Annotated in this window: 11 protein-coding genes and 1 pseudogene; 4 read left to right on the top strand and 8 right to left on the bottom strand. The window is 53.1% G+C overall.

Annotated elements, in window-relative coordinates; all coding sequences use genetic code 11:
* Positions 1-228: 228 nt before the first annotated feature.
* Complete coding sequence (locus FKW31_RS09610; protein ID WP_089179747.1) at positions 229-1488, bottom strand: D-amino acid dehydrogenase; 1260 nt, start codon at positions 1486-1488, stop codon at positions 229-231.
* 30 nt (positions 1489-1518) lie between these two features.
* Positions 1519-2664, bottom strand: coding sequence for an alanine racemase (gene alr, locus FKW31_RS09605; protein ID WP_150178413.1), 1146 nt, complete (start codon positions 2662-2664; stop codon positions 1519-1521).
* A 128-nt stretch (positions 2665-2792) separates the two neighbouring features.
* Here alr and FKW31_RS09600 point away from each other — a divergent pair, with 128 nt between their 5' ends.
* Positions 2793-3245, top strand: coding sequence for an Lrp/AsnC family transcriptional regulator (locus FKW31_RS09600; protein WP_006115081.1), 453 nt, complete (start codon positions 2793-2795; stop codon positions 3243-3245).
* A 4-nt stretch (positions 3246-3249) separates the two neighbouring features.
* Here the strand turns inward: FKW31_RS09600 and rbfA are convergent, their stop codons facing one another.
* From rbfA to rimP, 5 genes are read right to left on the bottom strand one after another with little or no spacing between them, the layout of a single operon-like run.
* Positions 3250-3714: a 30S ribosome-binding factor RbfA gene (rbfA, locus tag FKW31_RS09595; protein WP_006115082.1), complete on the bottom strand. Its 465-nt coding sequence runs from the start codon at positions 3712-3714 to the stop codon at positions 3250-3252.
* Positions 3711-6386 carry a translation initiation factor IF-2 gene (gene infB, locus FKW31_RS09590; protein ID WP_150178412.1) on the bottom strand — a complete coding sequence of 892 codons (2676 nt, stop codon included), beginning with the start codon at positions 6384-6386 and terminating at the stop codon, positions 3711-3713. The genes rbfA and infB overlap by 4 nt, the downstream gene beginning before the upstream one ends.
* Entirely contained in the window at positions 6383-7033 is a 651-nt protein-coding gene (locus FKW31_RS09585) for an RNA-binding protein (RefSeq protein WP_035352270.1), read from the bottom strand. Before FKW31_RS09585 ends, infB begins: the two co-directional genes overlap by 4 nt.
* Before the next feature lie 13 nt (positions 7034-7046).
* Positions 7047-8591, bottom strand: coding sequence for a transcription termination factor NusA (gene nusA / locus FKW31_RS09580; protein WP_003624601.1), 1545 nt, complete (start codon positions 8589-8591; stop codon positions 7047-7049).
* A gap of 30 nt (positions 8592-8621) precedes the next feature.
* Positions 8622-9227 (bottom strand): ribosome maturation factor RimP, encoded by a 606-nt coding sequence (rimP, locus tag FKW31_RS09575; RefSeq protein WP_006115085.1) that lies wholly within the window; start codon positions 9225-9227, stop codon positions 8622-8624.
* 233 nt (positions 9228-9460) lie between these two features.
* On the opposite strand from rimP, the gene FKW31_RS09570 reads away from it, so the two are divergent.
* Genes FKW31_RS09570 through FKW31_RS09560 form a run of 3 tightly spaced genes read left to right on the top strand, consistent with a single transcriptional unit; the run spans position 9461 to position 12349 of the window.
* Positions 9461-10057 carry a hypothetical protein gene (locus FKW31_RS09570; RefSeq protein WP_150178411.1) on the top strand — a complete coding sequence of 199 codons (597 nt, stop codon included), beginning with the start codon at positions 9461-9463 and terminating at the stop codon, positions 10055-10057.
* On the top strand, positions 10054-11337 hold the full coding sequence (locus tag FKW31_RS09565) for an AAA family ATPase (RefSeq protein ID WP_150178410.1): 1284 nt from the start codon (positions 10054-10056) through the stop codon (positions 11335-11337). Before FKW31_RS09570 ends, FKW31_RS09565 begins: the two co-directional genes overlap by 4 nt.
* A gap of 43 nt (positions 11338-11380) precedes the next feature.
* Entirely contained in the window at positions 11381-12349 is a 969-nt protein-coding gene (locus FKW31_RS09560) for a hypothetical protein (protein ID WP_150178409.1), read from the top strand.
* A gap of 6 nt (positions 12350-12355) precedes the next feature.
* Here FKW31_RS09560 and FKW31_RS09555 read toward each other — a convergent pair.
* Positions 12356-13272 (bottom strand): annotated as a pseudogene (locus FKW31_RS09555) (LysR family transcriptional regulator).
* Positions 13273-13477: the final 205 nt, after the last annotated feature.

Below are 13477 nucleotides of genomic sequence, written 5' to 3'. Positions count from 1 at the left end.
TACCCCAAACCGCCCCGACCATTACGTTACAAAACCGCACTGCCACGGCTTGTATGCAAGACGCATGAAAACATTCCAGCAACTGTGCAAAGTTCCCACAAACGTGAGCATGAAACACAGAGCATGCAAAAACAATGCTTTTCAGGATAGATTTTTTGCGGTGCGCACAAGCGGAAAACGCATAAAGCACTTTCCGCCCGCACCTGAAAACAAGTTCTGATAATGAAATTATGACTGACGATAACGGAAGATATTCAAATCAGCCGTATCAATATCTGGCTTTTTGTTGGACATAAGATCCGCCAAAACTTTGCCAGATCCACATGCCATAGTCCACCCTAACGTACCGTGCCCAGTGTTCAGGAACAGATTATCCAAGCCTGTGCGCCCGATAACTGGTGTGCCATCTGGAGTCATTGGGCGCAGCCCTGTCCAGAAAAGCGCCTGCTCTACATCGCAACATCCAGGAAACAAATCTGTTACGGAATGTTCCAGCGTTTCACGCCGTGGCTTACGTAAACGGCGGCTAAAACCAGCCAATTCCGCAGTGCCCCCAATACGCACTCTGTCTCCCAGCCGAGTAATACCAATTTTGAATGTTTCATCCATAATAGTAGAAACCGGCGCAGCATCTGCATTTTGAATAGATGCTGTTAAAGAATAACCTTTTACAGGATATACTGGAAGATCAATCCCCAAAGGCCGTAGAAGGGCGGGAGAAAAACTGCCTAATGACAGTACATAGGAATCTGCGGTTAATACGCCGCGAGACGTTTCTACACCCGTAACACGCCCACTTTCTGAACGAATGCGGCGCACAACCGTATCGTACAGAAACTTCACGCCTGCTTCCTGCGCCATACTGGCCAAACGCTGTGTGAACTTAAAGGCATCTCCGGTTTCATCACCCGGCAAACGCAAACCACCTACAATCTTCTGGCGAGATGCGGCTAAACCTGGTTCGGCAGCCACGCAGCCTTCTACATCCAAAAGTTCGTAGGGCACATTGTATTGTTTAAGAACAGCAATATCCTTGGCTGTTGCATCAAGCTGTTTCTGGGTTCTAAAAACCTGTAGCGTGCCCTGCTGGCGGTCATCATACGTAATGCCTGTGCTGGATCGTAAATCCTGCATCACATCACGGCTATATTCTGCCAACCGAACCATACGGCCCTTATTGCGATCATACGCAGCAGCCGTACAGTTTTCCAACATCTGCAAAAGCCATTTCCACAAATGCGGGTCTGGCATTGGCCAAAACACAAATGGCCGATACTTCATCATCAACCAGCTAATGGATTTTAGCGGCACACCCGGTCCCGCCCATGGGGCAGAATAACCGGGGGAAACCTGCCCCGCATTAGCAAAACTGGTTTCCATACCAGCTTCCGGCTGGCGGTCCACCACTGTAACCTCATGCCCTGCCTTGGCCAAATACCAGGCAGATGTAACCCCTACAACACCACTTCCCAGAACCAGAATTTTCATTTCTGCTTATCTTTCTGTTGGGTAAACTGTTCAGGCAGCCGTTGTGTAAACACGGTGATAACGCCGCCCCAGAGATGTCAGTACTTCGTAACCAATTGTGCCTTCTGCTTTGGCTACAGCATCCACGCCGTAAGACGCGTTTAAAAGTTCCACCATGCTATCTTCCTCCAGCAACCCTTCGGGCACTTCAGAAAGATCAACAGTCATGGAATCCATAGAAATGCGGCCCAGAATTGGCAGCCGATACCCTTTATACCAAGCACAGCCAGCCGCAGCCCCTGCACGGGCAAAGCCATCTGCGTAACCAGTTGCAATGGTGGCAACACGGCACGGACCATGCGCTTGCCATGTCAGCCCGTAACCTACCCGATCCCCTTTGGATAAATGACGAATTTGCAGAATATGGGCTTGCAGGCCAACCACTGGCTTAAGTGGGTTCTCACCCTCATTTTGTGGTGCCACGCCATATAAAGCCGCACCAGGGCGCACGAGATCAAACTGAAACTGCGGCCCCAGAAAAATGCCAGATGAGGCAGAAAGGCTTAAAGCTGCTTTGGGCAGCATACGTGCATATGCCTCAAACCGTTCACGCTGCATGGTATTTGCTGGGTTTTTTGGAGTATCTGCGCAAGCAAGATGGCTCATCACCAAGCTGACGGATAAGCCTTCCAGCAGTTCTGGAGATACTGCCAGTTTATGGATATCAGCTTCTGAAAGGCCAAAACGAGACATGCCCGTATCAAGCTGAATGGCCACATCCAGCGGCTTATCTATTTTGGCTGCCAGCTCTCGCAAAACAGCAACCTGTTCTAAACTATTCAGAACAGGCCGCAAATTATTGCGCACACAAACTTCAGCTGCATCTGGCCGAGGGCCGTGCAACACCGTTACCGACGTTGTGGAAGATAGATAGGGCCTAAGAGCAAGCCCTTCATCTATGTGTGCAACAAAAAAATGTTCTGCACCCGCTTTTTCCAAAACGGGAGCCACCTGCGCAACACCCAGCCCATAGGCATCTGCTTTAACCACTGCGGCGCAAACTGTTTTGCCCAATCGGCCTTTAAGGTAACGGTAATTTTCAGCAATGGCGGATAGATTAACCGTAAGAACTGCCCCTGCGCGAGATGCTGGCCACAGTGTTCTAGCTGAGGACGAAACAGTATTCACAACCGCCACCCTTATTTGTTTCGATTTCAGAATTTTAACAGGTATTTTATAAGATATCCTGTCTGTGTGTTGCAGAATATATTATTTTTCCTATATTTTAGAATAAAATTTCAATATCAGCCCACAAAAGGCAGATTATGCCAGACCGTGTAACAGAAGCTATTTTACGGCACCTTGAACATAACGGCCGCCTAAGCAATGCTGAACTGGCTGAAAAAGTGGGCCTTTCGCCTTCTGCTTGCCTGCGCCGCGTGCGCATGCTTGAACAACAGGGCACCATACAAGGCTACCGCGCCCTTATTACCCGGCAAAAAAGCCCGGCAGTTGCCACGATTATTGTGCAGATCACGCTGGAGAAGCAGACAGAAGAATGCCTTCGGCGTTTTGAAAGCCGCATCAAGGAATGTGCCGATGTTAAGGAGTGTTACCTGATGACAGGTGATGCCGACTATCTACTGCGCGTAGAAGCCCGAGACATGCAGGATTACGAACGTATTCACAAAGAGGAATTATCCCGCATGCCGGGTGTTGTGCGTATTCAAAGCAATTTTGCCATTCGCCCCGTTGTGCAGCAGGGCAAATGTAACTGAACGATTAGTCTTCCGGTTCTTCATCTTCCGAGGAAGCGCCCAAATCACGCTGCACTTCGGGTGAGCGCAGCAGTGTATCCATATGCATGGCCGTATCCAGCGCTGTATCTGGCTGGAAATGAAGCTCCGGCACAGTACGCGCACGTATTTTATGCGCAAGCTGTGTTCTTAACCACGGAGCCACCCGCTTTAACGCAGGTAGAAGCTCAGCAACATCACTACGTCCCAAACGAGTAATAAAGACCGTTGCGTGACGAAAATCTGGAGAAAGCCGCACCTCTGTTACCGTAAGGGCAACATCTACCAGATCCGGATCACGAAACGTGGTGCGTGCAAAAACTTCAGCCAGCACACGCCGCACTTCTTCCCCTACCCGCAACTGACGCTGCGATGGGCCAGATGGAGCAAGACCGGCGAGATACCCCGCCGGCCCTGCTACTTTACTGCCTGATCCGTTCTTACGGCTCATGCTGGAACCAGCTCACTTTCAAAGCATTCCACCACGTCGCCTTCGCGCAGATCATTGTAGCCTGCAAAGGAAAGGCCACATTCGTAACCTTTGCTAACTTCCTTCACATCGTCCTTGAAGCGCTTGAGCTGGCTCAAATCGCCTTCATGAACCACTACGCCGTCACGCAGCAGACGCACGCCACAGCCACGTTTGACAACGCCTTCTGTAACGTAACAACCAGCCACCTTGCCCACCTTGCTGATTTCGAACACACGGCGGATTTCGGCATAGCCAAGGAACTTTTCGCGATGCTTAGGTGCCTGCTTACCGCGCACAAGCTGTTCCACATCATCAGCAACCTGATAGATGATGGAATAGTAGCGGATATCCACACCTTCGCGCTGCGCCAGTTGGCGCGCCTGTGCTGTGGCACGCACATTGAATGCAATAATCACCGCATCCGATGCCTTGCCAAGCTGCACATCGCTTTCCGTGATCTGACCAACAGAAGCATTAAGAACGCGAACGCCCACTTCTTCATTTGCCAGCTTGAGCACTGTTGTCTGAATAGCTTCCGCAGAACCTTGAACGTCTGCCTTGATCAGAACAGAAACTTCTTTCTGATCACCTGCCTGAATACGGGCTAGCATCTGATCCAACGTGCCACGTGCAGCAACCTGACCAGCCACTTGATGTTCTTTCAGCTTACGCTGACGGAACTCGGAAATCTCACGTGCGCGGTTTTCGTTTTCAACCACCACGAACGGAGCACCAGCAGATGGCACACCAGAAAGACCCAGCACTTCAACCGGCATGGAAGGCCCTGCATCCGTAACCTGGCGGCCACGATCATCCAGCAGAGCACGCACCCGGCCCCATTCGGTGCCCGCAACCACGATATCGCCTTTATGCAGCGTACCTTTTTGCACCAGCACAGAAGCAACAGAGCCGCGGCCACGATCCAGACGGCTTTCAATAACGGCACCTTCAGCAGCCCGATCTGGGTTGGCCTTCAGTTCCAGAATTTCTGCCTGCAGAAGAATGGCTTCTTCCAGCTTGTCCAAACCAGTGCGTTTAAGAGCGGAAACTTCGATATCCTGAACGTCACCGCCCATGGATTCCACCACAATTTCGTGGCTCAGAAGTTCCTGACGCACCCGGTCAGGTTTAGCGCCCGGCTTGTCGATCTTGTTGATAGCAACAATCATCGGCACGTTTGCAGCCTTAGCGTGCTTAATGGCTTCAACCGTCTGAGGCATAACACCATCATCAGCCGCCACAACCAGCACCACCACGTCCGTAATGGATGCACCACGAGCACGCATAGCCGTAAAGGCTTCATGGCCCGGGGTATCCAAGAATGTGATCTTGGAGCCGGAAGGCAGAGTAACCTGATAAGCCCCAATATGCTGGGTAATACCGCCTGCTTCTCCACCCGCAACGTCTGTTGTGCGCAGAGCATCCAGCAGGGATGTCTTACCGTGGTCAACGTGACCCATGATTGTAACAACTGGCGGACGCGGACGCAGAGCTTCTGGTGCGTCTTCCACACCTTCAATCCCCAGTTCAACGTCTGCCTCAGAAACACGGCGCACGCGATGCCCGAATTCTTCAACAATCAGTTCAGCTGTATCTGCATCAATCGTCTGGGTAACTGTTGCCATCACGCCCATTTTCATCAGCGCTTTGATAACTTCACCCTGACGGGCAGCCATACGGTTTGCCAGTTCCTGCACGGTAATGTTTTCCGGCAGAACCACATCACGCACAACCTTCACCTGATCGGAACGCAAACGTTCCAGTTCAGCCTGACGGCGTTCACGCTCGCGCTGACGACGAACAGATGCGAGTGACCGCGTCTTATCATCATCACCTTCAATCGCGGCCTGCACGTCAATACGGCCTGCACGACGGCCACCACCGACATCGGACTTACGCCCACCACCACTTTTACGATGGTTACCAGGGGGCGCCTTGCGAGATGCACCACGGCGCGGCGCATCGTCACTTTCCATGTCACGGCCGCTACGCAGACGCAGTGTTTGCGCAGCCGCTGGTTCTTTTTCCTTAGCTTCAGCAGGCTGAGAGCGTGAGGGAACAGGCTTCAGCGGCTTGGCTGGCATAATTGCACGTTCAGCCAACGGACGCAGGCGCCCAACCGGCGGAGCCAGTGTGACTTCACCCGGAATGGGCACAGCCGAAACAACTGGCTCTTTCACGGCGATAGGCTGAATGGAATCAATGCGTGATTTACGCTCTTCCTCTTCAGCAGCAGCCTTTGCTGCTTCGGCTTCTTCAGCCGCGCGCTTATCTTCCTCTTCCTTACGGCGCGCTTCTTCAGCAGCCGAAAGAATACGGATTTTTTCAGCTTCGCGCTGCTCGGCTTCACGCCGGGCGGCTTCTTCCGCTGCTTTTTTCTGTTCCGCCAGCACACGCTGACGCATGGCCAGTTCAGCGGCTGTTAGCGTACGACCGCCACCGCGCGCTCCACCGGCACGTCCGCCAGAACCACCCGGGCCGGCACCACGTTTTTTGCGCACTTCAACCTGCACAACCTTGGAACGGCCATGACTGAAACTCTGCCGCACGGACCCGGCATCAACCGTCCGTCCGACCTCCGAACGCCCTGCCGGCCGAAGGGACAAACGCCCCTTACCCTGATCCTGATCCTGATCCTTGCCTTCGCTCATTGACCCGCCTGTTCACACCCATGCGCCGGAAAGGTCCGGGGCATGCGAGGGCCGCCTTCAGCAACCCCCGTAAAACGCTTATTCTCACAACGTAAGCGCTGTGCCAGCCCTCCGGCTGAAAGCGCCACGTTCACCACTCGTTCCCGCCCAAAAATCTTTGCCAGATCTTCAGATGACAACGCCTCAACGACAGGAATATCGCGTTGGCCGGAAACCAGCCTCTCCCGCTCTTCCCTGCTTCCATCCAGTGCATGAACAACAATGGCAGCTTTACGCTGCACCAGCCATTCCCGCACCTTCATAAATCCACTTGTAGCCTGACCAGCTCTGCGAGCCAGCCCTACAAGTTCACTCATCCGCCGGAGCAGTCCTGTTTCTACACGGGCTACTATATCTTCCGGCACCTTAACCTGTTGGCGTGCGGCGCGTGAAAAAACGCCCCGAACACGCGCCTGTTCTATCACATCCCGGCGGGGGCTCAACCATATTCCCCGCCCCGGCAGACGTGCATCTAGATCAGGCACCACTTCACCAGATGGTGAAATCACAAACCGGATCATTAAAGAAGGTTCGCCTTCTTCACGCGTTACCGCGCACCTCCGAAGGCTGCCTTTCTCTTCTGTTTCTGGCAAGAAATCACCACCCACTTTATATCAGGCCTCAGGCGTTGGCCTCACCTTCCTTGGTATCGGAAGGCTGCTGATTTTCATCCTCAAACCAATGAGCTCGTGCTGCCATGATGATTTCATTGGCGGCATCTTCCTCAATGGCATCGGTGCCCAAGATCTCAACCAGTTCATCACCGGCCAGATCTGCAAGGTCGTCTAAGGTTTTTACACCCTTTTCACCCAATGTCACAAGCATCTGGTTTGTAAACACGCCCATATCGGCAATATCGTCCACAACACCTAGCTCTTTCCGCCGATCATCCAGCTTTTGTTCCTGCTGAACGAGGTAAGATTCAGCACGCTGAACCAGCTCCTGAACGACCGACTCGTCAAACCCTTCAATGCCAATCAGCTCATCTGGATCTGCAAAAGCCAGTTCTTCGATGGAATGGAAGCCTTCCGTGACCAGCAGACCTGCAATTACGTCATCCACATCCAGCGCTTCAACAAACAGCGCTGTCCGACGGCGGAACTCTTCCTGACGGCGTTCGGATTCTTCCGCTTCTGTCAGAATATCAATATCCCAACGCGTCAACTGGCTGGCCAGACGGACATTCTGCCCACGACGGCCAATAGCCAAAGAAAGCTGCTCATCCGGCACAACTACTTCTACGCGACCGGCTTCTTCATCCATCACCACCTTGCTGACTTCAGCAGGCGCCAGCGCATTCACTACAAAAGTAGCGGCCTGCGGGCTCCACGGGATGATATCAATCTTTTCGCCCTGCAATTCGGCCACAACAGCCTGCACACGGGAACCACGCATACCAACGCAAGCCCCAACGGGATCGATAGACGCATCACGAGAAATCACGGCCATTTTGGCGCGAGAACCAGGATCACGCGCAACGGCTTTAATTTCAATAATGCCATCATAAATTTCTGGCACTTCCTGCGCAAACAGCTTGGCCAAAAAGGCCGGATGCGTGCGGGAAAGGAAAATCTGCGGTCCACGCGGCTCATCACGCACATCATAGATATAGGCGCGCACGCGATCCGAGTTACGGAACGTTTCACGCGGGATCAACTCATCACGTCGCAGCAGCGCTTCTGCCGAACCAATTTCAACCAGCAGATTGCCGTATTCGGTCCGCTTAACGGTGCCGTTTACAATTTCACCTACGCGATCCTTGAATTCGTTATACTGGCGCTTGCGTTCATATTCACGCACGCGCTGCACAATCACCTGCTTGGCAGTTTGCGCAGCAATGCGCCCAAAATCAATCGGGGGCAGTGGATCGATCAAGTATTCGCCTGCCTGAATTTCTGGGCGAAACTTACGGGCAATGGAGAGCGCAATCTGCGTATCTTCATTTTCCACTTCATCCACCACTTCCGTCCAACGGGACAAGCGCACATCACCTGTCTTGCGGTCGATGGTGGCACGAATGTCCTTTTCGTGCCCATATTTGGCGCGTCCGGCTTTCTGGATCGCCTGTTCCATGGCTTCCAGCACTTCTTCACGCTCAATACCTTTCTCGCGCGAGACAGCGTCTGCAACCAGCAAAAGTTCAGGACGGGAAACAGAGGTATCCATACTCTCAGCTCTCCAAAACAGGCAGCTTTATCAATGCACCTTGGGCCCGGAAGAATCGTTATCATTCTTCTGGGCGGGATCAGTGCCGGGCGCAGGTTGCACCATACGGGCACTAGCTTCAATCAGAGCATCTGTCAGCACCAGCCGTGCACGCCGGAGTTCTTCCAGCGGCAAGGCAACTTCCGTGCCATCATCCAGACGCATCCGCGCAACAGTTCCATCAGACCCCAGAACCACACCAGAAAAGCGGCGGCGCCCATTTACCGGCAGCAGAACTTCTGCCTTGGCCTGGTGCCCGGCAAAGCGGTTCCAGTCCTTCGCACGGGTAAGGGGCCGATCTATTCCGGCAGAGGAAACTTCCAGCGTCCACGCCCCAGGAATGGGGTCTTCAACATCCAGCACGGCACCTACCGCGTGGCTGATCCGCTCACAATCTTCCACATTAATCAGGGAACCATCTTTGCGATCCGCCATGATCTGCACGGTCGGACGCTCACGCCCCAGCACAGCAACACGCACAATCTCATAACCCATATCCTCAACGGCAGGGGCTATCAGCGCAGCAACGCGGGCTTCTAGGCCAGAGTGAGTAGAAAGGTCTGTATCCAATGCAAAAAAGGCGGCCGTCAAGGCCACCCCCCGAAACGTAAAACAAATTGAGAAGGATGGCTCTTTATGTAAGGGATGTGGAGTGAAACCGCAAGGGTAGAATAAAGCTACTGCCCGCCATGCAAATCTTTACCCTTTATAAAAAACAATTTTACGGGCTGGATGCAAATTGCACATTGCAGGGCACGCCGGACATGCTTTTATTAACCCTATTGCGACATATTTGCCATCCTCCACACTGCAAGGGCTGACCTTTCAATATGCACAAAGAGCCAGAACCCGCATGGAAGCCACAACCGCAGCCACAGGCAGCAGATAAACCTTCTGGCGTGCGTATGGCTCTGATTGGGCTGGCAACATGCGTTATCATGGCGGGAGCTGGCGTGCATTTTATGGGCGGTGGGCACGGAAATACCGCCCCCCCTGCAGCAGAAAACAACACCCAAGATCATGATAACAGCGCCAACCGTATGGGAATCCCCCTTACGCTAATTGCCTCGCAAAAAGCTGCTCAAGCGCTTGCCAAATCCGATTATACAGAACAGGAACAGGCAGATATTCTGGCAGGTATCAAACGGCGAGACATTCGCTTAGTGGCCATGCCTGTTTACGATGCCACAGGCGCAGGAGGCACAATTACGCTTATTTGTGGGCCGTGGCACCATACAGTGCATTTGTCCCCCACCCCGCAAACCGTCATTCTGCCCATTACGATCAGTGGCAATGTTGATATCATACCGGCATCAGACCCCGGGCCTACTGGTATTGGAAGCGGTGCCATTACGGTATTCGGCCCACAAACACTGCCGATTATGTATAAAGGGGATACTCTGCCACTAACGGTGATTGCGCAATGAAGGGACTTTTACCCGCCCTAAACCGGCTGATGCCGTTGATGATGGTGATCTTTCTGGTGCTTGCCAGCATACAGATTGCCCTCAGCCTGCATCTTTCCCTGCATTCCATTACGCATGTTTTGCAGTGGTGCGCACCAGCATGGCCGATTTTGGCCGTAAGTGGCATTATACTTACAGTAGCAGGGCTGCTGTTTGAAACACGCGCCGAGAAGCTGGCGCGCAAAGGGCTTTTACGCCGACGGGGATTCATCATGGACGTTCATGCCAGACTGACCAACCGCGCCGCACTGGAAGAAATGATGGCGCGCGAGCAGCGTGAAACCACCATTGATGCGGAAGAACTGGCAGCCAACCTACGCGCCCGCGTTATTGGGCAGGACCAGGTATGCGAGGATGTGGCTGCGCAGTTGCGCCGCCGCCTTGCCTTGCAGGTACGCGGGAAACCAGTAGGTATTTTTCTGCTGGCCGGGCCTCCGGGCACAGGCAAAACCTATCTGGCCAAACAACTTGCCCGCCAACTTGAACGCCCCCTGCTGCATTTTGACATGACACAGATGAGCAGCCCCCACGCAGCAACCCAGCTATTTGGCTCCCCCAAAGGTTATGTGGGTTCAGACACTTACGGAAAGCTGACTGGCGGCCTGAAGGAAAAGCCGGATGCTGTTGTGCTTCTGGACGAAATTGAAAAAGCACATCCGGATGTGTTCAAAAAGTTCCTGACAGCATGGAACGATGGGCACATTACCGAGGCCTCTACCGGGCAACAGATTTCTACCGTGCGCGCAATTTTTGTGCTGACATCCAACATTGCAACAGATGCACTAACAGAAATTGCAGACCGCCTACATGATGACCCAGACCGTATGCGCGCCGAATCGGTAGAAGCCTTGCGTCAGGCTGGGTTTGCGCCGGAAGTTCTAAACCGGTTGGATCGTATATTTATCTTCCGTCCGCTACAGGGGCTGGATATCGCCCGCGTGGCCGCGCTGGAAATTGAAACCATGATTGAAAGCTACGGCCTGAAAGTGGAAACCGGCGGTATTGATGCCACTCTGCTAATGGACGTTATGCGCCGCCAGAGCCGCATGGGAGATGCTGCCTCTGCCCGAGATCTGGTGCGTTCGATTGAAGATATGATCAGCGAATCCCTGATTGTAGCCCGCCAGCAAGGCGCCAATATGGTGCGGCTGGTAAAGGAAGATGATGGTGCAGTTGTTGCAAAAGTGGCGGACAACCGCACGGATGAAGGCGATGGCATTCATGCGCGCCTGATCCCATAAGCGGCCCTTTACTGTTTATTATTCCGGCACAAGGCTGTTCTGCATGTCTGCTTTTACCCGATTGTGGCAACGCGCTCCTGTTTGGCGTGTAGCGCTGTTTACCGCTGGCGCATGCAGTGTATTTTCCGTGATATTTCCTGCCCCTTGGCTAACTTCACGCTTGCCAGCTTATGCAAAACTTACATCCCAAATCAGCCATATGCTGCCTGCTGGTGCACCTTCTGCCGATTCGTCGGAAGATGCACTTCGTCCGGATGAAGATCGGCGCACCGTTTCCGCGCCCCCTATGGATGCACAATTTGAAGGTACGCTTTCTTTTGCGGGCCGCCAGCTTCCCTTACCTGCGGGCAAATGGCACCCTCTCCTGAATTATCAGGATGATGTTGCGCACGGGGAAATTCTGACATCGCTTTATGTGCGTTCTGAACAAGGCATTGTAACAGGCTTACTGGTTGCTCAGGCCACCACGCAATCTTTGCCCATTACAGATACGCAGCTTGTGCAGGATGAATGCCACAGCAACTTTAACTTTATGTCAGAAGCCCTCCCGCAAGATGGCACACACACAGAATGCTGGATGACATCCCCTATTCGAGTAGTGAATAACGTTTTTCTGACATCCAACCCCGCATTACAGGCTTTACTGGGAAGCCCCATGTTTATTCCCCCTGCTGTGCAGCGCCTGACAGGTATGGGCTTTGATCTGCCCCCCGTTCTGGTGGATGCCGGCTGGAATCGGATTGAAAAAAGCAAATCCGGCCCCGGTGTGGATTTCATGAGTGTTCACATGCTGACAAGCCCGGCGGAAGCTGGCAGTAAAATCGTACCAGGTGCGCCAGAAAACTGGTCTCGCGCAGGTATGTCCGATTCGTCTGCTGTGTCAGACTTTGTCCGCCGCACTAACGCATGGCTACGCGGATGGAGCCCTTATCTGCGCCAAGGGTTTGACAGCAAGCTACCGGATACTGCTCTACCCACAACTGTATCAGCAGACCCGGCGTTCCACGGTTAAAAACCGTTAAACGGCCTGATGCATCTTACCTTCCCGCAAGAGATCTGCGGAAACTTCTATCAGAAAATCCAGAACTGTCCGGGTGCGCAGGGGGAGTGTACGTGGGCCAGTATGCACAGCATAGAATGGCAGGGAAGGAATATTCCAATCTGCAAACAGGCGAGTAAGCCGACCATCGGCAACAGCCTCACGCACCTGAAACTCTGGCAACAGGCCAATGCCCAATCCAGATTCCACTGCATACAACACAGCTTCACTGCTATTGGCACGGAAAACAGCTGATGGTGCAATTACGCTTTCTTCACCATCCCGCTCAAAATTCCAATCCAACCGACTAGAGCCGTAATTATATACGACTCCCGGATATTCAGGCAGATCACGCGGGTGCATTGGCTTGCCACACAGCGGGCCAGACAAGATGGTGCGGCCACCAACCATTTGCGCACAACGCCCAGTTTACGGGCAATAAGAGAACCCTCGGCTATGTCCCCTACCCGCACAGCCAGATCCAGCCCTTCTTCTACCAGATCACCAAATGCATCACGCATAACAACTTCAATAGCCAGATCAGGGTGCCTTTCTAGCAACTCTCCTATCCGGCGTGTCAGACACAATCCAAAAGCTGTGGTTACCCCCAGGCGCACCAAACCAGATACAGAAGCACGACGGCGCCCCAGCACTGTTTCTGCCGTTTCCAGAATTTCCAGCACTTCATAAGCATGCGGAAGAAGGCTTCTGCCATCTTCCGTCATGGTAAGGCTGCGCGTGGTGCGCGCAAACAAAGTTGTACCATAATGCGCCTCTAACAACGCAATATGGCGGGAAATTGTGGGCTGACTAACACCTGTCTCACGCGAGACGGCAGAAAACGAGCCTGTAGCCGCAACGCGAACAAAGCTGTGAAGCGCGGAAAGAAGATCCATTGAAGTCCAGCACTGTTCCTGTGAACACGCGGATATTACATTACAACTTCTTACCAGCAAGAAGTGTATCTAATGTTGCGCGTATTCCTGATTTATCGGCAATTTTGGAACAAGCTGGCAGGTCGCACAACATCCGTCAGGCTCTATTCCGCCATGTGACAGATGCACTTGCATTTGTCTTGCATGACGGAACAGATATCCCAAA

The organism is Acetobacter sp. DmW_136 (assembly GCF_008690365.1).
GTDB classification, from domain to species: domain Bacteria; phylum Pseudomonadota; class Alphaproteobacteria; order Acetobacterales; family Acetobacteraceae; genus Acetobacter; species Acetobacter oryzifermentans.
The sequence above is the reverse complement of the archived record's forward strand: the minus strand, read 5'-3'. Positions and strand labels throughout refer to the sequence as shown.

Excerpts from the sequence above, each read along its gene's own strand:
- FKW31_RS09610 (WP_089179747.1), bottom strand. The coding sequence starts at position 1,488 with ATGAAAATTCTGGTTCTGGGAAGTGGTGTTGTAGGGGTTACATCTGCC.
- FKW31_RS09600 (WP_006115081.1), top strand. The coding sequence starts at position 2,793 with ATGCCAGACCGTGTAACAGAAGCTATTTTACGGCACCTTGAACATAAC.
- rbfA (WP_006115082.1), bottom strand. The coding sequence starts at position 3,714 with ATGAGCCGTAAGAACGGATCAGGCAGTAAAGTAGCAGGGCCGGCGGGG.
- infB (WP_150178412.1), bottom strand. The coding sequence starts at position 6,386 with ATGAGCGAAGGCAAGGATCAGGATCAGGATCAGGGTAAGGGGCGTTTG.
- nusA (WP_003624601.1), bottom strand. The coding sequence starts at position 8,591 with ATGGATACCTCTGTTTCCCGTCCTGAACTTTTGCTGGTTGCAGACGCT.
- FKW31_RS09570 (WP_150178411.1), top strand. The coding sequence starts at position 9,461 with ATGCACAAAGAGCCAGAACCCGCATGGAAGCCACAACCGCAGCCACAG.
- FKW31_RS09565 (WP_150178410.1), top strand. The coding sequence starts at position 10,054 with ATGAAGGGACTTTTACCCGCCCTAAACCGGCTGATGCCGTTGATGATG.
- FKW31_RS09560 (WP_150178409.1), top strand. The coding sequence starts at position 11,381 with ATGTCTGCTTTTACCCGATTGTGGCAACGCGCTCCTGTTTGGCGTGTA.